The sequence below is a fragment of the Candidatus Borreliella tachyglossi genome (assembly GCF_003076595.1).
GTDB classification, from domain to species: domain Bacteria; phylum Spirochaetota; class Spirochaetia; order Borreliales; family Borreliaceae; genus Borrelia; species Borrelia tachyglossi.
Genome location: NZ_CP025785.1, coordinates 743,171 through 762,749, shown reverse-complemented (window position 1 = coordinate 762,749; position 19,579 = coordinate 743,171). Strand labels below are relative to the sequence as shown.

The following is a 19,579-nucleotide window of genomic DNA, read 5'->3' as shown; positions in this document are numbered from 1 at the left end:
CCTCGTTAAAACTACAATTCTAATTCCAAATACTGATTATTTCTATAATACCCACACTTTAGACATATCCTGTGCCTTACCCCAAGATTACCACAGCTTAAACATTCTTGAAGTTGCGGTATTTTTTTTCTCATATTGATACTACGCCTTGTCCTGCTTCTAGACTTTGAAGGTTTAAATTTTGGAACAGCCATTTACTTGTCTCCTTAAAATAAATAAATTTATCTTAATAATATATATATTATTAAGACCCTTTGTCAATAAACTTAGCTTTTAACTTCTTTTGAACTAACTCAGGAATAAACTTACAGAGGTCAAAATTTTTATTCTTTATCAATTCCTTAACAAAATCTGACCTTACAAACAAACATCTAGCACTACTCGGTAAAAATACCGTATCTATGGCAGAACTAAGCTCCTTGTTAATGATATACCTTTCAAACTCAAATTCAAAATCATGAAAAACCCTAATCCCTCTAACGATAAAACCAATATCATTCGCCAAAGCATAATTTACAATGAGTCCATCATACTTATCTACAAATACCTTTGAAAACCCTAAAGACGCAATAACTTCACAAGTAAGTTCATACCTTTCAATATCACTAAGTAAATAACTCTTAACACTATTCTTAGCAACAAGAACAATAACCTTATCAAAAATCAATGAGGCTCTCTCTACTACCTCAATATGCCCCCAAGTAATAGGATCAAATGATCCAGGAAAAACTGCTATTCTCATAGTCAATCAAATTTAAATCCCTTATTCATATCTTTAAGGATTTTTTTACGCCAGCTAGGTCGCCCTTCTAAATTTTCAAAATCAATCTCTCTTACGATCTTGAAAGTCAAATTATTTCCTCTACTAGATTTATCAACAACAAAAAATTTGCCAATACCCCTGTATATCAAATCCTCATTCTTTAAAATTTCATTTTCAGATTTTAGTTTATTAATAGCACAATCAAAATGTATAGGTTTATCTTCATTACTAAACTTCATAGACATACAAGAAGCAACCTCTTTAATCAGCTTTTCACAAACAGGACACAGCTCTTTAAAAATTATTCGCGACCTGTACTCTTTTCTGTAACCCTTTGGCCTATTCACCTTATAATTCCCCTGCCTGCTAGAATTCATGCCTACAGATTTATTATGCCTAAGGCCAACAGGGACAATATTTTGTTTGTTAGTATCGGGTTGGTTTTTTATATCGGGACTTACTTTTTTTCTCTTCCAATAAGAAGCCTTATTTCCCTTTGAAAAATTATTGGCACCAGCTTGGCCTTGATTAAATTTCAATGCGATCTCCTTCAAGTATGTCAAGCAAATATGTAATTTTTCTCTTAAAATTAAAAATAAGATCAAGAGAATACTCCATATGACTTAAACCATTAAACATGATATACTCTAACGTTGTTTTTACCATATTGATCATTTTCTTCTATTGATTGAGCATTCTAAGTTCTCAAATGAATAAACATTCTAAAATTTTATCTATAAAATTCAAGATATCATTCTTTTTAGTAACAATATCAAAGCTTCCCAGATGAACCATAATAATTTCCATCTACTATTTCATAAGCATTGTCAAACAAATGTTTAAAAGCAAAAGTCTCGCCTAGATTTCCAATTTATCTCCTATTCATAATTTATTATTCTTAAATTTATATACAACAGACAAAATGTGTGCAATCACTTTAAAATACTTAAAATCAATAAAATCCCCCTCATTAATTGAAAATAAACTCTCAGACAAATATCTATCCTCCACAATAGGAATATTCTCTCGTTCAGCAAGCTCCTTTATCAGCAAAGCCTTCTCTCCTCGAGCCTTAGCTAGAACAAAAGGAGCTGGAAATTTAATATCATACTTAATTAATAAAGCTAATTTTTCTCTTCTCATACCTTAAAATTAATACTCTTAACTACTATTAACTCGCAATCAAAATCTTCAAACTCTTTGATTGAATCTAATACTTTTATATCAGTTATTCTATAAGAACAAAGAACACTGCTTAGTTCTCCAAGAACATCATCCAGACTAAAATCTGAATATATTCTTACTTTAGAATCGGAGCTAGCTTTATCAAACTCGCAAATAATTTTTTCTTGTTTACTAAAAAAATAAACGAAACTCCATCTATAAAGCATCTTCAAATCTTTACAAGAAAATAAGAACAATAAACCTGATCCTTCCATGAACCTAAATGGGATAGAAATAATAAAATTATTATCGTTTTCAATAAAAATCGGCAACTTATTACTCTGCTCTTTTTGCTCTATCTTATTACTAAAATAATCATAAATTTTTATAAAATCTTGAGCTTTTATATCTTGACCCTGCAAAGTCAAAAGAAATTTTAAAATAAATTCATCCTCTACGCTATCAAACACACCTTTAAATATCCCGCTAATACTTTGATCAAAATTACCATTTTGTTTAACTATAAATTTATTGCTACTTTCAAGTAAATCTAAATCTTCAAATAGAGCTGTATAATTAACCTGAATCGAAAACTTACCTGAATTATTAACCATCTTAGCCAAATACCTAACCCCAACTCTTAAAGGTAAACTACTCTTTACTTCAAAATAATTACCTAAAAAAGAAACAAGCCATTTATTAACACCAATAGACTTAATAATTTCCATTTTTCCACTCAAAGGCAAACTTTTATTTAAATTAATCTTAGGTATTGAAATATTACTTAAGTTTCTTAGTATCAAGGCGCTCCTTTACCTTCATAGCAGCCTTACCAATTCGATCTCTCATATAGTAAAGCTTAGCTCTCCTCACCTTTCCTCGCTTTAAAACCTGAACATTTTCTACAATAGGAGAATGCATTGGAAAAATTTTCTCAACTCCAATCCCTGAGGAAATCTTTCTAACTAAAAAACTCTGTCCAATACCTTTGTTTTGCACAGAGATAACAAGACCTTCGAAATTTTGTGTTCTCTCATTGCTACCTTCAATTATCCTATAACTAACACGTACAGTATCTCCTACCCTAAAATTTAAAGCCTCCAATCTTTTACCGCTAGCCTCAATTTGCCTTATTAGATCCATTATCTTCTCCTATCATTTCTAAATATTTAAGGTACAAATCATATCTATTTCTCTTTGTTTTCTCAATAGATTGAATAACCCTCCATCTCTTTATCTCCTCATGATGCCCCGAGATAAGCACCCTAGGGACTTCCAATCCCCTAAATTCATAAGGCCGAGTATAATGAGGATATTCAAGCAAGCCACTCTCAACATTAAATGACTCTTCAAGCAAAGACTTTGGATTTATTACACCATCCAATAACCTATATACGCTATCTATCAAAACAAGAGCAGCAACCTCACCTGAAGAAAGTACATAGTCTCCAATAGAAATTTCAAAGTCAACATATAAATCAATTACACGCTGATCAAGCCCCTCATATCTTCCACAGATTATAACAAGTTCTTCTTCCTTTGACAAGTCATAAGCTAGTCTCTGAGTATACCTCAATCCAGATGGACTTAAGAATATTGTAGTTTTTTCTTTTGAATTTACATAATCAAGAGCATCGAACAAGGGTTGGGCTTTCAAAACCATCCCTGCACCCCCCCCATAAGGAATATCATCACACCTCTTGTGTTTATCGTCAGAAAAATCACGAATAGAAACAATCTCATAACTTATAATGCCCCTATCCACAACTTTTTTCATTATTGAATTTTCAAAAAATGGAACAATTATTGAAGGAAATAAAGAGAGTATTGTAATTTTCATTTTAAAAGTTCTAATATCCTAAGTTCAATAGTTTTAAGTCTTCTATCAATCTCTCCAAGATAAACATCCAAAAAGGGAACAAAAAATAACTTGTTTCCAGCCTTAATTTCAAGAATAACTGACTCCCCACATTCTAAAAAAGAGACAACAACTCCCAATTCTTTCTCGTTATTAACAAGCCTATAGCCAATAAGTTCTCCAAAGTAATATTCACCTTCTTCCAATTTAGATGCAAACTCATCATCTATCCACAATTCAAAACCAATTAATCTCTTAATACACTCAGGAGCACTGAATTCTTCAAACTTTAATAACAATGAATTATTGATTAAAGAGATATCCTCAACCCTCACCTCAATCGAAGAATAACGTTTCTTTTTTAAAATTAATTTACTTCCCTTTAAAGCAAAAAAACTATCAAAACCATTGGATATGCTCTTAATCTTAGCATATCCATGAATTCCATAAGATGACAATATTATGCCTTTTACAAACATAAATTAGTCCAAAATTTCTAACTGAACTCTCCTATTTGTTTTTGCAGCACAAGCACTAAGCAGTGTTCTAATAGCCCTTGCAATGCGTCCCCTCCTCCCAATTATCTTTCCAACATCATTTGTGGAAACTCTTAATTCCAAAATGGTTGACTTCTCACCCTCAACTACATTTAATTTAACCTCATCTCGTTTATCCACAAGAGATTTTACTACAAACTCTATAAGCTCAATTTCATTGCCGTATTCCTTCATTAAGTCCTCCTAACTATCAACTCTAACACTATTTTTATTTAAAAGTCTTTTCACCGTATCACTCGGAATAGCACCTTTACTTATCCAATCCTTGACCTTTTCTTCATTTATTTTGATTTGATTTTGTTTTTCAACAGGATGATAATATCCAAGCTCTTCAATAGCTCGTCCATCTCTAGGCGAAGCAGAATCCATAACCACAATCCGATAATAAGGTCTTTTCTTTGCACCCATCCTTTTCAATCTTATCCTAACACTCAATTTACTATTCCTCCTTTACCTTCCAAAAGAGATGCCATCTTATTCTGAAAGCTTTTATTTTTCATCTTTCTCATCATTAAAGTCGTCTGACTAAATTTTTTCATAAGTTTATTTACCTCAAAAATCGTTGTCCCACTCCCTAAAGCTATTCTTTTCTTCCTTGAAGGACTACTTAAAACAACAGGATTTAATCTCTCCTTTAAAGTCATAGAAAGAATAATTGCTTCCTCTCTTTTAAGCTCCTTCTCATCGATATTGCGTCCTCCCAATATTTCCAATGAAACACCCGGAAGCATCCCCACTAAACCAGATACTCCCCCCATACCTCGCATGTACTTAAATTGATTTAAATAATCTTCAAAATTAAAGCCAGCCTTTTTAATTTTTTCTTCAAGTTTTAAAGCTTCTTGCTTGCCTATAACAGACTGAGCCTTCTCAACAAGACTAACAACATCACCCATACCAAGAATTCGCGAAGCAACTCTTTCTGGATAAAAAATATCAAGATCCTCAAGTTTCTCGCCAACTCCCACAAATTTAATAGGAGCTCCGCAAATAGTCTTAAGCGAAAGAATTGCCCCACCTCTAGCATCAGAATCAAACTTGGTAAAAATGACCCCCGTAATTCCAACATGATCATTAAATTCCTTTGCAATATTTACAGCAATCTGACCCGTCATCGCGTCTGCAACCAGTATTGTTTCCATAGGGCTCAAAATATCTTTAAGTTTCCTTACCTCTTTGAGTAATAAATCTTCAACCTCAAGACGTCCCCTAGTATCCACTATCACAGTATCAAAAAGCTCTGCTCTAGCATACCTAACAGCTTCCTTCACAACCTTAGCAGGATCTTCCTCACCCTCAATAAAAAACACAGGAATACCAATTTGCTCGCCTAAAATCCCCAATTGCTCAACTGCGGCCACTCTAAAAGTATCTGCAGCAACAAGAAGAACTTTTCTATTCGCCAATTTAAGTCGAAGTGCAAGTTTTGCACATGTTGTAGTTTTTCCCGAACCTTGAAGACCAACCATAAGTATATACGACTGCTTATTAACAGGACTTAAAACAAGTTCAGAATGCTTATTCCCTAGAAAATTAACAAGCTTATCATTGACAATCTTAATAAACTGAGACCTAGGATCAACATTCCTTAAAACTTTAATTCCCTTTGCCTCTTCGACAATAGAATTTATAAAACGTCTTACAACCCTTAAGTTAACATCAGCCTCAATTAAGGCATTCCTAACAGTATCAATGGCTTCTGCAATATTTTTTTCATTTATTACAGACTTTCCAGAGACATATCTTATAAAGTCTCTAAAACCTGCACTTAAATTATCAAACACTACAAATCACCTTCATTTGCAAAAAATCCTACAAAATATACAATACAAAAAAAGAAAATATTAATCAATATCTCCTCCAGTTAAATAGAATTTATTAAAAATAACACTAGAGGCGGGTCCTACAACAGATACTTCCGTATCTAGAGAACTAAGCTTTAATACTATGCTTTCTTTATTTAATCGCTTTATCTCCTCTTTCAATAAATCAAAAAAACTTTTAAGTTTAAAGCTTTGTCCATAAAGCACTAAATAATTAAAATCAAGAACCCTTTGAATATTAATAATAACTATTGCTAAATACTTCACTGTATCCGCCATTATTTTCTGTATAAAGCCATACTTCTCGTGAAGAGAAAAAATATCATATATAGTTACCTTTTTAAGCTTACCTTCATACTTGTCATAAAGTTCCGGAATCTCCCCATTCATAAACTCTTTTGATACCAAACGTTGAAGCGCAAAGTTAGATATCAACATATTAACACACCCCTTATTTCCACAAGTAGGACAATTTTTTTCACCCCCATAGTCAATTATCATATGACTAACCATTCCAGATCTGTTATTAAATCCCGCATAAACATTACCATCAGACCAAATAGAGAGTTCAGCAGTATCTGTATAGTCAAAAAACATAATATTATCTACATTTTTTCCCATAAATTCGGCAAGAGAAAGGTTTTTCACGTAACTTTCAAGATATACTGTAAGTGAAAAATATTCTTCAAGTATGGCCTTGACAGGTACATTTTTTTCAATCCATGCTCCATGACTGTCATTGACAATACCTGATTCCTTATCCTTAATTATTCCAGTAATACTAAATCCTAATCCAATAAATTTGTCTCTTGAAAAATTATGTTTCCAAATAATCTCTATCATATGATCTTTAATTTTTTCTAAAATGTCATAAGCACTAACTGGAGGTTCAAAAGAATAAGTTTCACTTATTAAAACCTCGCATTTAAGATTTGCGATTCCTATTTGAAAATAATTACTTGAAATAATTACTCCCATTGAATATGCAAAATCTTTATTAATATCAAGAAGTATTTCTTTTCGTCCATGTTTCTTAATATCTGATTCTTTTGATCCAACTTCAACTAAAATATTTTCCTTGATCATCTGATTGGTAAGAATCGTAACAGCAGCATTTGTTAACAATAATTTGCGAGCTAAATCTGTTCTTGAATACTGCATATTCTTTAAGCTAAGGAGTATTTTTTTTCTATTACCACCTCTTATTGAAACCATATTCTCACCTTGCATAGCACTACCTCCTTTATTTTTAAAATAAAAAAATATTAATAATAAGACATAATATCAAAAAATGACCCTAATATTCTAGTGGTACTTAAAAGACAAAAAAAATCTTTTTTAATAACAAAAAATATCTCATAATTTACCAATATTAAAATACTCTAACAAATTATTAAAACGTAAATCCTAACACTAACTAATCAAAAGAATTAAACTGAGCCCAGATATTACAAAATGAAAATCTAAAATATTTTTTAAATAAACCTAAAATCACAATAAAAAGCTTAAGCACACATTTTACCGACTAAGATTAATCGGCAAAATGTGTATGCTTAATTTTCCATTGCTCAACTTTATTCATCAAACACAAAGAATAAGCTCCAAAAGTAACAAAACATAGAAACCACCAAACAATCCAATTCCTTAGAAAGCTTACCCCATTACCTTCAAATTTCAAACGATGCCCATCAATCACAGTATGAGAAATCCTATATTTACAGTAAAGACAATAAGCCCAAGGGAAACAAATTCCCAAAGTAAACAAAACAATACAGGCTGATCCAATGTATATACAAATTGACTCAAAAAGATCTCCATCAAAATACGATTTATTTGACATAGAAAATCCTCCTTAATTTAATTCATAAAGCAAAAGTTAATAAATTGCTTAACGTTGAAATATATAACATTAATTAAAAATTAATAACTAATCCCACTTTTCTTTAAAGTAAGAAAATTCCATAGTAAAAATTCCCCTGCCCTTAGTAGCACTCCTTAAAACAGAAGTATACCCGAAAAGTTTTTCAAAAGCTGCCTCAGCCTTGATTATTTCGCAATCCTCAGTATTACTAATAGAATGAACAATTCCACCAATAAGATTTAATGTAGAAATCACTTCTCCAGTGTATTCAATGGGAGTCCTAATCTCTAAAATCATTACCGGCTCCAGCTTGATAGGATTTGCTTGCCTAAAAACCCGATGGAAAGCAAGTCCGCCTATTGACTCGATGGCAAATTCACTAACTTTGCCTTTGTCATAACCTAAAGAAGTAATCTTAACTCCTACGTCAATAATAGGATATCCAATAATCCCACTTGAGAAGGCAGAAGTAACCCCCCTTAATATTGCAGCTCTAAACAAAGGCTCAACATCGCACTCAAACTCAACTTTATTCCCTTCACCTCTCGCTAAAGGAGTAACAATCATACCAATTTTTAAATTGAGTTCTTTACCTGCAAAAACATTAATAAACTCAAATATATCATTAACTGTAGAACTTAAACTCTCTCTATAACTTACCTGGGGCTTTCCTGTATAAACATTAAGTTTAAACTCATCTCTAATTCTTGTAATAATAATATCAAGATGCAGCTCTCCCATCCCAGACACCAATAACTGCCCCGTCTCTTTACTCTCCTTATAGCTAAAAGTAGGATCTTCTTTAGCTATAATCTCAAAAACTTCCCTAAGCCTAGCATCATCAGATGCTCTCTCTGCTTCAACAGATATTAAGACAACCGGTTCTGGGAATACCAAAGACTCAAGCAAAATTTCATTCCCCTCTTCAACAAGAGTATCCCCTGTTATAGAATATTTAAGCCCAATCACTGCTCCAATATCTCCTGCTTGCACTTCATCGATCTGTTCATTTTTATTAGAAAAAACCCGAAAGATTCTTGTCAATTTCTCACGCTTATTATTACCAATATTTATAACCTTTTTGGATGAATTAAGTTTCCCTGAATAAACTCTAATAAAATAAAGATGTGCAGCAATTGCACTAAAATATTGCACCTTAAAAACAAGTGCTGATAACTTTTTCTCATTTCTAGGATTAATCAACACATTTTTATCTGTCTTTAAAGAATAAGCATTAAAATTTTTATCAAAAGGACCTGGAAGATAATCCACAACTGCGTCTATTAAAGGCTCTATACCAATATTTTTAAGACTAGTTCCCATTAAAACAGGGATAATAAAGCCATTAATAGTATTTTGTCTAATTTCTCCTATGATAAGAGAATCATCAATCGCAGCATTTTCCAGAAAAAGTTCCGTAATTCTTTCACTGAAATTGCTAAGGGAATCTATTAACTTCTCCCTAAAAATTTTAACATCCTGAACAAATTCCTCGCTAACTTTTCTCTTAATCACAATAGGTTTACCATCCCTAACCTCAAAATGCAATTCCTCATTACGAATAATATCTATCATTCCTTCAAAACTATTCTCGCTCCCAATTGGAATTTGCAAAATTATTGGAACTATACCAAATTTATTTTGTATATCCTCAACTACCTTGAAAAAATTAGCTCCCACCCTGTCCATTTTGTTAATATAAGCAAGCCTAGGAATGCCATACTTTGATGCTTGCCTCCAAACTGTTTCAGTTTGTGACTGTACTCCATCAACAGCACTAAAAATAACAACTCCTCCATCAAGAACTCGCAGAGACCTCTCAACTTCAGCTGTAAAATCAACATGTCCAGGGGTATCGATAATATTGATCTGATGTTCTCGCCAATAGCAAGTAATAGCAGCCGAACTAATTGTAATGCCCCTATCTTGCTCTTGGGCCATCCAATCAGTGACTGTATTTCCAGAATCAACATCACCTATCTTATGAGTTTTGCCTGTATAGTATATAATTCTCTCTGTAGTAGTAGTCTTACCAGCATCAATATGCGCCATAATTCCAATATTCCTAATTTCCATAAAGCCCTCAAGCATAAGATTAAAGCTATAGATTTCACTATAGCTTTTTCTAAATCAAATACAATTACATTATTAATCAACACATATAAAATAAGTTTTTCAAATTATCCTTACATCATACCACAGATTCATGCTTATCTTTACAACATTCCTTATCATCACATGAATCCTTATCCTCAGATGTATTGCTACATTCCTGATCGTGACATGGGCATTCACACTCACACAACAAAGATTTATACATCCATAAATATTTTTCAAAAGCGGTAATGATATCATCTAAGACATTAGCTGTCCCATAATCACATGCACTATCAACCACGCATCTTGTTTCAAAAATATTTTTAAGAATGTCACTGAGATTGCGAATAATACTTTGAATCGAGGAGTTAAAACTTGAAGTTGTCTGTAAACTAATCTCCTCAATAAAAGATTTTTTAGTAAATTCGGAATACCTAAACTCAGAATCATACCCAAGCGCCCTAGATCGCTCAGCTAAAATATCAATAACTTCCCCAACATATTCATAAAGACGTTGCGTTTTTTTATGAATCACAAAAAAATTAACATCCTTTATATTCCAGTGAATGCCTCTTAAATTAGAATAAAAAACATGAAATCCTGCCAGCAATTCTTGAAGCTTTAAGTTCACCTTATCTAGGTCATCTTTTTTTAAATAGTCTAAATGATTTGTCATATTATCCCCCTATTTAAACTAATTAGATGTATGATGTGATATTATCATTTTATTACAGGTAGGGTAATTTATGCAAAAAAAATTTATTCTTATTATTGTGACTTTTATAAATCAAGCTATCCTCATAAGCGCAAATGAAGACCTCACATTTCTTTACTCATCAATTCATCAATTAAGAGATAATCTAAGGTTAGAAAAATTAGAAATAGACAAAACTCTTGAGATGGTAGCAAAAGAATATGCAATAAGTCTTAACGAAAATAAAGTCTTAACTCATACTCTCTTTGGTACAACTCCGATACAAAGAGTTAAAAAACACGATAAATATTTTTGCAGGGTAAGAGAAATTCTAGCATACGGAATGGAAGTTCGAGATGTAACGGGCGCTTGGCTTAACAGTCCATCTCACAAAGAAGCTCTCCTAAATAAAGACACAAGTAAAATGGGCGGTTATATATTACAAACACCAAAAAAGGAAAACATATTCATAGTCATTTTTGGAGAAAAATTCTGATCAAATTGACATAAGTAAAATTTATTTTATATAATAGTCCTTAGTGTTGAAAGGGTTCATAGCTCAGCTGGTCAGAGCGCCTGCCTTACAAGCAGGATGTCGGGGGTTCGACTCCCTCTGGACCCATGTTATTGACTTATAGCCTTAATAAAGCTTAAGTTTAAATTTCTTTCTTTTTCTATGTTAGTAGGAAATCCATGACCGGGATATATTTTATAACCATTTTTGATGACTCTGTCAATCTTTTTCAAACTACTACATAAAACATCATAATCTGAATGAAAAAAATCTGTTCTACCAATAGAACCTTTAAAAAGAACATCTCCTGAAAAAAACATATCTTCAACTCTATAAGATATACTTCCTGGCGAATGCCCTGGAACAAAAAAAATCTCAATTTTAGTATCTAAAAATTCAACTAAATCGCCATCACAAACAAACTCATAATCAAAACCAATATCTTCTTTAAGACAAAAACCATCATCTCCTATTAAATAAGAAAGATTATGCTTAGATGAAAAAAATCCCTTAAACTCCTCTTTGTGAACATAAACCTTAATATCCTTATACCTCTTTAAGAGCAAAGGCAACCCTGCAATATGATCAAAATGTGTATGAGTTAAAAATAACTTCTTAGGAAGCAAATTTTCGTTTTCTAAAAAATCAATTAACTTAATAGGATGTTGTCCAATATCAATAATAATAGCATCTCTTATAAGGAGATCTTCGCTATAAATAACATAAGAATTAGTTCTTATATCACCTAATATAAAATTCTTTAGCTTCATGCAAATATTTTCCTTTAATGCCACTACACTTTAAACATCATAAGTTTTAAAACTAAGCTAATGTTATTCCTATCTAAATCTTTACTTAATTCTCTTAAAGCTAACCAGGCTTCGTCTTTATCTTTAAAAAGCAAGATAAAAGCACCACCCTTGCCAGCACCACTCAACTTGCCAGAGAGAGCCTTAAGCCCCATACCTCTTTTTATTATATAATCAAGAGCGCCTGAAGATAAGCCCAAATACCTTAAGTACCCATTTGCAATACTCATATCATTTGCTAAAGAAGAAATATCTTGCTTATCAAAAGCAGAATATGCATCTTTAACGAGACAACCAAGTTTTGAAATAATCTCAAATAAACTATTATCAGAAGCAATCCTGTAATTTAAATCAGATATTATCCTACTCGTCTCAATTTCCCTTTTTACTGCTCCAATCAAAAGATAAAAATCGCAAGTCTGTATTTTTTTAAAATCAAAAACACCATTATTATTTTCCAAATAATAATTTCCATTTAGCTCAACTAGCAAAATATCCATTCCAGAAGACTTTCCATGAAAAATATTTTCAATTTCCCTTGCCAATAAAATTTTATCGCAATCTTTATATTCATCATGAGTTACAATATATTCAGCAAAACATAAACTAAGGCTAGCAGAAGAACCAAGTCCTACTCCAACTGGAATCTGGGAAAATATTAAAAACTCAATGGGTCTAACTTTATTAAATTTTTTATTAATAAAGTGCATTATCGCATCTATCTTTAAAGAAGGGCTCCCTAAATATCTCCAAGAACCAGCAAAAGTATATACCAGATGCATATAAAGAGGTATTGTTGCACCAATAACTGGAAACCCATACACAGCACTATGCTCACCTAAGAATAATATTTTAGAAGGTTTTTTGATTATGAACATCAATTTTTACAATATTATACCATCCGTATCTAAATTTATTGGATCGATATTAAATTGTCTAAAAACTTCCAAATTGGGTCTATAAACTAAAAAAGTTTCATTTCCAGCCCCCAAAGCCTTAATTAAAGCACATTCACTCTCAAGATAAGAAAGATTTAATGGCAAATCAGCAGAAATTCCTATTCTCTTTCCAATTTCCAATCCCACTCTTTTTGCTTCTCTCAAACTAGACAAAAAATAGACAGAAGAATTGCTGGCACTAAGTATAACATCTCTCATTGAACTATTAATATCTTCTATAAAACTTATTAAAGAAGCTCTATGTTCTTTATATTTAACAATAGAACTAGTGGTCTTAACTGATACAGAACCTTGCATTAAATAAAAATCACTAAAATCTACTGCTTCTAAAAGTTTATATGTAGGCAAATCTCCGCCTCTAAACTGAATAACACCACCAAAAATGCTTGTAGTAATATCATACCCACTACCCATACCTCCTTGGGCATATCTGTAAGCTTCTAGGCAATATATAAAAATTTTGTCTTTAGCAACATAAGTAGTATGATTAGAAATCAAAAAAATCCCACAGACAACTCCAACAGCAACAACGGCACTAGAACCAAATCCTTTTTTCACACCACTATTTGAAAAAAAATTACTTGTATCAACATAAACATCACAAGGAAAATCTTCCAAGTTAGCAAAATACTTATTCTTTAAATATCTAAATATCCTAAAAACAAAATCATCATGATCCTCTATTAAAGTAAACTTATCAATCTTAGTTTTTTTACTAAAAAACCGCCAAGTATAACCTTGCTTGAAAGTAAAATAAGCTCGCTCTTTGATTGCAACCGATATCCCAAGGCCATCTTCCTCTAAAATAGAATATTCACCCATTAAAAGTAAATTACCAGGCACAGAAAAATTAATTACATCCATTCTAAACCACTTCCAATTCCTGAAACAATAAAATTAACATCTTTAAAACTTTTATTAAGTCCATCTAAAATTAATTCTAAATCCTTTCTCAAACAAAATATCTTCACTTGAGGTCCAGCATCCATCGTTTCAAAAACAGAAATACCCCTACTCCTAAGATCGGCAATATATTTTATCAATTCTATAGTACTACTTTTAAAATAAATAATGGAAGATGATAGCATTAAGGCAAACATGTGCTGGTAACTTTTTACAATACTGAAACCAAGCCTTTCAAAATCACCTTTTAAAAAACAATATAAAGCATCCTTAAATATTTTTCGACTAGAACTAATCCAAGCATTCCAATAAAATTCATTTTGCATACAAATCTTCATTGCCACCCTTGAAGACATCTCTTTTTCTCTGCTGTCAACTATAGCAAATATTATGCACAAGTCATTAAAACAATCGTCATGCTCCAACAGGCATGCAACTTTCGCCCCTTCCTTTAAAAGTGTAAATCCACCATAAATAGCTCTGGCTGCTGAGGCTGAACCTATTCTTGCAAGTTCTGAAGCTTTCCGATGAGAATATTGATTGAAATATTTTAAAATACAGGCGGAAATTGACGCAAAGCCAGAACTTGAACTTGCAAATCCTGCAGCTGTTGGAAAATTATTCCTACTACTTACCCTAAAGCTCGCATTTGGTTCATTCAAGATTTTTCTTGCATAGTTAAAAAAATTTATTTCCCTACTTGTTAATATAACAGTCTTTGAATTTAAAACTATTTCATCCCTTTCTGAAAGTTCAAGCTCACTTGTTGAATAAAATGCATCAATACTTACAGCAATGCTAGAAGTAGCTGGAATGTTTAAAAATTTATCCTTCTTGCCCCAATACTTAATTAAGGCCAAGCTAGGATGCACCTTGCACTTAACCATCATTTTATTCTTAAACCCTTTAAAACTTTAAGAGCAAAACTCAGAGAATAAATTTCATTATTATTCATTTCCAATAATATTTTTTCTCTCTCATTTCTAGAAATATTATAATCTCTTTCAAAAAGATGTAAAATCTTATTAACATGCAATTTCATATGGCCTTTTTGAATTCCATCAAGCGCCAATGCTCTTAGTGCCGCAAAATTACTTGCAAGTCCAACACAAGAAAGAATACCCATAAATTCCCCTTTACAATCTATACCCATGACCTTAAAACTCAATACAGCAGCCTTATGAAAATTCACAGACCCTCCCCTAACTCCAACCTGCAGAGGGAGCTCAATCTCGCCAACTAAATTATCACCAGAGATGTAAAATTTGCTAAGAGGTAAATACCTACCACTCTTTGATGCAAACTTATGTACACTTGCCTCAAGGGCTCTTGTATCATTCAACGTTGCAACACACAAACCCGTTACACCATTCATAATACCTTTATTATTGGTAACAGCACGTTCTTCCTCAAAAAATCCTATCTTAGAAATAAGTGCAATCTTCTGAGCTAGCATTAAAGATTCTTTATTACTTTTAAGCAAATCATTAATATTTAATCTAAAATTAGCTCTTGAGGTAAAATCATTCGAATCATTACTTAAAATTTTTAAAACACACTCATAGCCAAACTCTAGGGTAAGATAGTGGGCTACTTTCTCAGCTACTGAATTTAGCAAATTGGAACCCATAGCATCACAAACACCCACATAGATATTTAATTTTTGAACACTAATTTCTCTAATGAACTTAGTCTCAATCCTTCTAAACCCGCCCCCCCTACTTTCCATATTGTATAAAAGGGGCTTAGACCAAAGATCAATTTTCTCAAAAAGATCTAAAAGTATATTACTTAAGTCTTTATCTGTTTTTATATAAATTTGAGCAATTCCTAGCACCTCATCATCTACAGAATAACTTAAATTAGCATGCTCAAGGATCTTAGCTGCAAAATTTAATGCAGCAATGACTGAAGGTTCTTCTGTAGCAATAGGTATAGTATAATGTTTTCCATTTACTTTCAGGTTCTTAACAATGCCAACGGGTAAGGAAAGATATCCAACATAATTTTCTATCATATGGCAAAGAAAATTCTCATCGTCAGAATCATAAAAAAAATCACCTGGATCCAATTTCAAAAGACTCTTTATCTCTTGACGTTTTCCCAAAGTATCTTTCTTTCTAAAATTTTCACTAAGTTTCATAAAACTCTTTAAAGCTCTTAACGTTACAGAGCAACGGATAACTTAAAAAATATTTATTTGATCTAAATTGTGCCAAATCTTTACTATTACTTAAAAGCATAGACATTTTCAAAACATATTCATAATCTCTGAAAAGTTTATATAAAGCATCCTCACCACCAGCATAAAAAGTCCTAAGAATGGTTGATGCAATACCTACCAATTTAGCTCCAAGAGCTATTCCTTTGGCAATATCCATGCCAGTCTCATATCCTCCTGATGCAAAAATTCTACTTTTAATAGAATCATTTACGCTAAGTAATGTTAAAACTGAAGATATCCCCCAATTAGAAAAACAAGATGCAACATCCAAATTCTCCTCTTTAATACCCTCAACCAAAACCCAGTTAGTTCCACCACTGCCAGCAAGATCAACATAGGAAACGCCAAGATCTAACAAGTTATTAACAGATTCAGGTGAAATTCCAAAACCTGTTTCCTTAACAATTACCGGCAAATTTGATGAAGAACATAGGCTAACAATTGAGTTCTTTATTCCTTCAAAGTTTCTCTCTCCCTTAATATTCATTAATTCCTGCCCTACATTCAAATGCACAATGACAGCATCAACCTCAAGCCTCTTACTCATCTCAATTATTTTAGAAATCCCAAATTCTCTTAACTGAATAACACCAATATTTGAAAACAAAGGAATATTACTCGCATACTTTCTTAAGGAAAAATCTTTAACATATTCAGGATATTTAAACAGAAGTTTAAAAGAGCCCAAGCCCATTGGGATCCTAAAATCATTTGAAATCTTAACAAGAGACTTATTTAGCTTATTCCCCTCTCTGACACCTCCCGTCATTGACGATATAAAAATAGGCATAAAAATTTTATAGCCAAATATATTGTCGCCCGTATCTATCTCATCAAAATTAAGCTCGGTTAGTGCATCGTGCTTTAAATTAATAAAGCTTAAAAGATTATTATCTCTACTAACATCCTCTTTATTTAAACAAATTTCAATGTGTCGTCTTTTATTCTCTAATATATTAGGCTCGATACCCATAAACTCGGTATCCATCCTCCCTGATTTCCTTTAAATAAAACCCAGAAGATTCGCCTGGAACTACCTTATTTTCAAAAAAATCCCTATACTCATCAAAACTCGCATTGTGCCTTACAGAAAGGATCTCATCAATATCCCAAGTTTTCACAACAGAAAGTGCATTATTTTCAATGATGGCCTCATAAATAACCATAATATTACCAGAGCCATAGGAACATAAAAGTATTCCCTCTCCTCTAATATCCTTTTTTGCAAATACTCTCTTCAAATAAGACATTAAAGATAAAAATATTGAACCTGTATATAAATTTCCCACTTCCTTAGAAGCTTCAATAGAATCATAAAAGTCTATTGATTCTAAATAAGCACGACACTCAGACTCATCTTCACTATAATATTTCTTTAAAACATAATACATTGAATCTATAGGCATTTTTGCAAAAGGTACATGTAAAATGAATCTATACTTAGAAAATAAATCTTTAATATTCATATTTTTCTTATGTGCAAAATCTGCCAAGGCTTTTTCATTTGCTTTATTATAACATTCCATAGAATAACGACCCCTCACCTTAGCCTCAAGGCTTCCAAATGGTCTAAAAAAATCATCGACATCATCCGTATAAGTCCCAAATTCAGATAAATTAAGAGATAACAATTTTGGATTTTGCTCAATAAGCACAGCTGTAGCTCCAGCTCCCTGAGTAATCTCAGCTGTAGTAAGATTACTGTAATGAGCAATATCGCTAGAAAATACTATTCCATACTCAGATGCACCTAGCTGACTTAAAATACTTGCAGTACTGTGCAGAGCAAGTGCTGCACCGGCACATGCATGCTGAATCTGAAAAGTTAGAAAATTATTTTGCAAACAAATACCAGCCAATTTAAGTGCTCCATAAACATAAGATGAAATTGATTTTGAGTGATCTACTCCTGTCTCAGTTCCACCTAAGAATAACCTCATCTTATCTAATCTAAGATTATTATTATCAAAAATGAGCTTAACCGCAGAACTAGCCATAGTAACACTATCTTCATTAGGACTTGTAAATCTAAATGCCTTCTGAAGAGTTGAATCAATTGCTCTATTAAATTTCCTAAAAAAATTTTCATCCGACTGATAAACAGGACTTTCTAAAAGAACAGAAAAATCTAAACAATTTAAAGGTAAAAAAACCCTAATATCACTAATGCCTACTTTCATCAGTCCTCCTAACAAAAAAACCAATTCTCAAGTATTATACTATAGATTATAACAAACATAAAAGTTAAATATGCTACAATACTTAAGAGAAAATAAATTATGAAAATCGCTGTGCTTTTATCTGGCGGAGTAGACAGTTCTGTAGCTCTTTATGAAATAATTAAAAACGGATATGAACATATAAAATGTTACTACTTAAAAATTTGGCTTGAAGATGAACTTTCCTATCTTGGGAACTGCCCTTGGGAAGAAGATATTGCTTATGTAGAAGCTGTGTGTACAAAATTTAATATACCATATGAAATTATCAGTCTACAAGATGAATATTACAAAAAAGTGGTCTCTTATGCTATTGAAGAATTAAAAATTGGTAATACTCCAAGTCCAGATATATTTTGCAACAAAAGAATAAAATTTGGTGCTTTTTTTGATAAAATCAACGAAGACTATGATTTAATTGTTACGGGGCATTATGCTAAAATAGAAAATAAAAACAATCATTATATGCTCAAACAAGCTAAAGATAAAATAAAAGATCAAAGTTACTTCTTATCTCATCTATCTAGAGAACAAATATCAAAATTATATTTCCCCTTAGGAGATCTACTGAAAACTGAAATAAGAGAAATAGCACAAAAAATAGATTTGCCTAATAAAAATAGAAAAGACAGTCAAGGCATTTGCTTTTTAGGAAAAATCAAATATGACGAATTTATAAAATATCACTTGGGAGAACTTAAGGGTAAAATCATTGAGCAAGAAACGGGCAAAATACTTGGAACGCATAATGGCTATTGGTTTTTTACAATTGGGCAAAGAAAAGGGATAAAACTTAGCAACGGGCCGTGGTTCGTAACAGGAAAGGACATTGACAATAATATTATTTACATATCGAGTAGCAAAAATTATCTAAAACAAGGAAAGCAAAAATTGCTAGTTCACAAAACAAATTGGATCAATGAACCCCTGAACAATGAAAACTTAAGCGTCAAAATAAGACATGGTGAGAAAAAAATACAATGCAAAATAAAAATGCTAAAAGACAATACCATAGAAGTTGCCTTAAAAGAAGAAGATCATGGAATCTCACCAGGACAATTTTGCATATTTTATCAAGAAGATGAATGTCTGGGAGGCGCTAAAATCCTTAAGGCATTACTATAAGAACACATA

Annotated in this window: 24 protein-coding genes and 1 tRNA gene; 3 read left to right on the top strand and 22 right to left on the bottom strand. The window is 32.0% G+C overall.

From position 1 onward, the window contains the following. Nucleotides 1-11: 11 nt before the first annotated feature. From rpmF to CR532_RS03615, 15 genes are all read right to left on the bottom strand, one after another. Nucleotides 12-194 carry a 50S ribosomal protein L32 gene (rpmF, locus tag CR532_RS03685; protein WP_108729455.1) on the bottom strand — a complete coding sequence of 61 codons (183 nt, stop codon included), beginning with the start codon at nt 192-194 and terminating at the stop codon, nt 12-14. 50 nt (nt 195-244) lie between these two features. Next, nucleotides 245-742 (bottom strand): pantetheine-phosphate adenylyltransferase, encoded by a 498-nt coding sequence (gene coaD / locus CR532_RS03680; protein WP_108729454.1) that lies wholly within the window; start codon nt 740-742, stop codon nt 245-247. A 2-nt stretch (nt 743-744) separates the two neighbouring features. Continuing rightward, nucleotides 745-1,302: a hypothetical protein gene (locus CR532_RS03675; protein ID WP_234416422.1), complete on the bottom strand. Its 558-nt coding sequence runs from the start codon at nt 1,300-1,302 to the stop codon at nt 745-747. A 343-nt stretch (nt 1,303-1,645) separates the two neighbouring features. After that, entirely contained in the window at nt 1,646-1,906 is a 261-nt protein-coding gene (locus CR532_RS03670) for an EscU/YscU/HrcU family type III secretion system export apparatus switch protein (protein ID WP_108729452.1), read from the bottom strand. Continuing rightward, nucleotides 1,903-2,730, bottom strand: coding sequence for a hypothetical protein (locus CR532_RS03665; protein WP_108729451.1), 828 nt, complete (start codon nt 2,728-2,730; stop codon nt 1,903-1,905). The genes CR532_RS03670 and CR532_RS03665 overlap by 4 nt, the downstream gene beginning before the upstream one ends. Beyond that, nucleotides 2,708-3,070 carry a 50S ribosomal protein L19 gene (gene rplS, locus CR532_RS03660; RefSeq protein WP_108729450.1) on the bottom strand — a complete coding sequence of 121 codons (363 nt, stop codon included), beginning with the start codon at nt 3,068-3,070 and terminating at the stop codon, nt 2,708-2,710. The genes CR532_RS03665 and rplS overlap by 23 nt, the downstream gene beginning before the upstream one ends. Continuing rightward, nucleotides 3,048-3,767, bottom strand: a complete 720-nt coding sequence (gene trmD / locus CR532_RS03655; protein ID WP_108729449.1) for a tRNA (guanosine(37)-N1)-methyltransferase TrmD — start codon at nt 3,765-3,767, stop codon at nt 3,048-3,050. The genes rplS and trmD overlap by 23 nt, the downstream gene beginning before the upstream one ends. Beyond that, nucleotides 3,764-4,264, bottom strand: coding sequence for a ribosome maturation factor RimM (gene rimM, locus CR532_RS03650; protein WP_108729448.1), 501 nt, complete (start codon nt 4,262-4,264; stop codon nt 3,764-3,766). The genes trmD and rimM overlap by 4 nt, the downstream gene beginning before the upstream one ends. 3 nt (nt 4,265-4,267) lie before the next feature. Beyond that, nucleotides 4,268-4,516, bottom strand: coding sequence for a KH domain-containing protein (locus CR532_RS03645; RefSeq protein ID WP_108729447.1), 249 nt, complete (start codon nt 4,514-4,516; stop codon nt 4,268-4,270). Between the two features lie 9 nt (nt 4,517-4,525). Then, entirely contained in the window at nt 4,526-4,777 is a 252-nt protein-coding gene (gene rpsP / locus CR532_RS03640; protein WP_108729446.1) for a 30S ribosomal protein S16, read from the bottom strand. Beyond that, the gene (ffh, locus tag CR532_RS03635) at nt 4,774-6,126 is read right to left on the bottom strand and encodes a signal recognition particle protein (protein WP_108729445.1); all 1,353 of its coding nucleotides are present in this window, start codon (nt 6,124-6,126) and stop codon (nt 4,774-4,776) included. Before ffh ends, rpsP begins: the two co-directional genes overlap by 4 nt. A gap of 60 nt (nt 6,127-6,186) precedes the next feature. Continuing rightward, entirely contained in the window at nt 6,187-7,395 is a 1,209-nt protein-coding gene (badR, locus tag CR532_RS03630; protein WP_108729444.1) for a host adaptation transcriptional regulator BadR, read from the bottom strand. 301 nt (nt 7,396-7,696) lie between these two features. Continuing rightward, nucleotides 7,697-8,005: a YjgN family protein gene (locus CR532_RS03625; protein WP_108729443.1), complete on the bottom strand. Its 309-nt coding sequence runs from the start codon at nt 8,003-8,005 to the stop codon at nt 7,697-7,699. Between the two features lie 87 nt (nt 8,006-8,092). Beyond that, nucleotides 8,093-10,102, bottom strand: coding sequence for an elongation factor G (fusA, locus tag CR532_RS03620; protein WP_199911308.1), 2,010 nt, complete (start codon nt 10,100-10,102; stop codon nt 8,093-8,095). 115 nt (nt 10,103-10,217) lie between these two features. After that, the gene (locus tag CR532_RS03615; RefSeq protein WP_108729441.1) at nt 10,218-10,799 is read right to left on the bottom strand and encodes a Dps family protein; all 582 of its coding nucleotides are present in this window, start codon (nt 10,797-10,799) and stop codon (nt 10,218-10,220) included. A 70-nt stretch (nt 10,800-10,869) separates the two neighbouring features. Here CR532_RS03615 and CR532_RS03610 point away from each other — a divergent pair, with 70 nt between their 5' ends. Together CR532_RS03610 and CR532_RS03605 are read left to right on the top strand one after the other, a co-directional pair. Then, complete coding sequence (locus CR532_RS03610; protein WP_108729440.1) at nt 10,870-11,313, top strand: CAP domain-containing protein; 444 nt, start codon at nt 10,870-10,872, stop codon at nt 11,311-11,313. 52 nt (nt 11,314-11,365) lie between these two features. Continuing rightward, nucleotides 11,366-11,439, top strand: a tRNA-Val gene (locus CR532_RS03605). A 2-nt stretch (nt 11,440-11,441) separates the two neighbouring features. Here CR532_RS03605 and CR532_RS03600 read toward each other — a convergent pair. The 7 genes from CR532_RS03600 to CR532_RS03570 are packed head-to-tail and all read right to left on the bottom strand — an operon-like array spanning nt 11,442 to nt 18,406. Then, nucleotides 11,442-12,101, bottom strand: coding sequence for an MBL fold metallo-hydrolase (locus tag CR532_RS03600; protein ID WP_108729439.1), 660 nt, complete (start codon nt 12,099-12,101; stop codon nt 11,442-11,444). 23 nt (nt 12,102-12,124) lie between these two features. Further along, nucleotides 12,125-13,018, bottom strand: a complete 894-nt coding sequence (gene mvk, locus CR532_RS03595; RefSeq protein ID WP_108729438.1) for a mevalonate kinase — start codon at nt 13,016-13,018, stop codon at nt 12,125-12,127. Between the two features lie 6 nt (nt 13,019-13,024). Next, a complete protein-coding gene (locus CR532_RS03590; protein WP_108729437.1) occupies nt 13,025-13,963 on the bottom strand; it encodes a phosphomevalonate kinase in 939 nt (312 codons plus the stop codon). Further along, complete coding sequence (gene mvaD, locus CR532_RS03585) at nt 13,954-14,892, bottom strand: diphosphomevalonate decarboxylase (RefSeq protein ID WP_108729436.1); 939 nt, start codon at nt 14,890-14,892, stop codon at nt 13,954-13,956. The genes CR532_RS03590 and mvaD overlap by 10 nt, the downstream gene beginning before the upstream one ends. Then, entirely contained in the window at nt 14,889-16,145 is a 1,257-nt protein-coding gene (locus CR532_RS03580) for a hydroxymethylglutaryl-CoA reductase, degradative (RefSeq protein ID WP_108729435.1), read from the bottom strand. Before CR532_RS03580 ends, mvaD begins: the two co-directional genes overlap by 4 nt. Continuing rightward, on the bottom strand, nt 16,135-17,199 hold the full coding sequence (gene fni / locus CR532_RS03575) for a type 2 isopentenyl-diphosphate Delta-isomerase (protein ID WP_199911326.1): 1,065 nt from the start codon (nt 17,197-17,199) through the stop codon (nt 16,135-16,137). Before fni ends, CR532_RS03580 begins: the two co-directional genes overlap by 11 nt. Continuing rightward, nucleotides 17,183-18,406 (bottom strand): hydroxymethylglutaryl-CoA synthase, encoded by a 1,224-nt coding sequence (locus CR532_RS03570; protein ID WP_108729433.1) that lies wholly within the window; start codon nt 18,404-18,406, stop codon nt 17,183-17,185. The genes fni and CR532_RS03570 overlap by 17 nt, the downstream gene beginning before the upstream one ends. A gap of 99 nt (nt 18,407-18,505) precedes the next feature. Here CR532_RS03570 and mnmA point away from each other — a divergent pair, with 99 nt between their 5' ends. Beyond that, a complete protein-coding gene (gene mnmA / locus CR532_RS03565; protein WP_108729432.1) occupies nt 18,506-19,570 on the top strand; it encodes a tRNA 2-thiouridine(34) synthase MnmA in 1,065 nt (354 codons plus the stop codon). Nucleotides 19,571-19,579: the final 9 nt, after the last annotated feature.

Excerpts from the sequence above, each read along its gene's own strand:
- rpmF (WP_108729455.1), bottom strand. The coding sequence starts at position 194 with ATGGCTGTTCCAAAATTTAAACCTTCAAAGTCTAGAAGCAGGACAAGG.
- coaD (WP_108729454.1), bottom strand. The coding sequence starts at position 742 with ATGAGAATAGCAGTTTTTCCTGGATCATTTGATCCTATTACTTGGGGG.
- CR532_RS03670 (WP_108729452.1), bottom strand. The coding sequence starts at position 1,906 with ATGAGAAGAGAAAAATTAGCTTTATTAATTAAGTATGATATTAAATTT.
- rplS (WP_108729450.1), bottom strand. The coding sequence starts at position 3,070 with ATGGATCTAATAAGGCAAATTGAGGCTAGCGGTAAAAGATTGGAGGCT.
- trmD (WP_108729449.1), bottom strand. The coding sequence starts at position 3,767 with ATGAAAATTACAATACTCTCTTTATTTCCTTCAATAATTGTTCCATTT.
- rimM (WP_108729448.1), bottom strand. The coding sequence starts at position 4,264 with ATGTTTGTAAAAGGCATAATATTGTCATCTTATGGAATTCATGGATAT.
- CR532_RS03645 (WP_108729447.1), bottom strand. The coding sequence starts at position 4,516 with ATGAAGGAATACGGCAATGAAATTGAGCTTATAGAGTTTGTAGTAAAA.
- badR (WP_108729444.1), bottom strand. The coding sequence starts at position 7,395 with ATGCAAGGTGAGAATATGGTTTCAATAAGAGGTGGTAATAGAAAAAAA.
- CR532_RS03625 (WP_108729443.1), bottom strand. The coding sequence starts at position 8,005 with ATGTCAAATAAATCGTATTTTGATGGAGATCTTTTTGAGTCAATTTGT.
- fusA (WP_199911308.1), bottom strand. The coding sequence starts at position 10,102 with ATGGAAATTAGGAATATTGGAATTATGGCGCATATTGATGCTGGTAAG.
- CR532_RS03615 (WP_108729441.1), bottom strand. The coding sequence starts at position 10,799 with ATGACAAATCATTTAGACTATTTAAAAAAAGATGACCTAGATAAGGTG.
- CR532_RS03610 (WP_108729440.1), top strand. The coding sequence starts at position 10,870 with ATGCAAAAAAAATTTATTCTTATTATTGTGACTTTTATAAATCAAGCT.
- CR532_RS03600 (WP_108729439.1), bottom strand. The coding sequence starts at position 12,101 with ATGAAGCTAAAGAATTTTATATTAGGTGATATAAGAACTAATTCTTAT.
- mvk (WP_108729438.1), bottom strand. The coding sequence starts at position 13,018 with ATGTTCATAATCAAAAAACCTTCTAAAATATTATTCTTAGGTGAGCAT.
- CR532_RS03590 (WP_108729437.1), bottom strand. The coding sequence starts at position 13,963 with ATGGATGTAATTAATTTTTCTGTGCCTGGTAATTTACTTTTAATGGGT.
- mvaD (WP_108729436.1), bottom strand. The coding sequence starts at position 14,892 with ATGATGGTTAAGTGCAAGGTGCATCCTAGCTTGGCCTTAATTAAGTAT.
- CR532_RS03580 (WP_108729435.1), bottom strand. The coding sequence starts at position 16,145 with ATGAAACTTAGTGAAAATTTTAGAAAGAAAGATACTTTGGGAAAACGT.
- fni (WP_199911326.1), bottom strand. The coding sequence starts at position 17,199 with ATGGGTATCGAGCCTAATATATTAGAGAATAAAAGACGACACATTGAA.
- CR532_RS03570 (WP_108729433.1), bottom strand. The coding sequence starts at position 18,406 with ATGAAAGTAGGCATTAGTGATATTAGGGTTTTTTTACCTTTAAATTGT.
- mnmA (WP_108729432.1), top strand. The coding sequence starts at position 18,506 with ATGAAAATCGCTGTGCTTTTATCTGGCGGAGTAGACAGTTCTGTAGCT.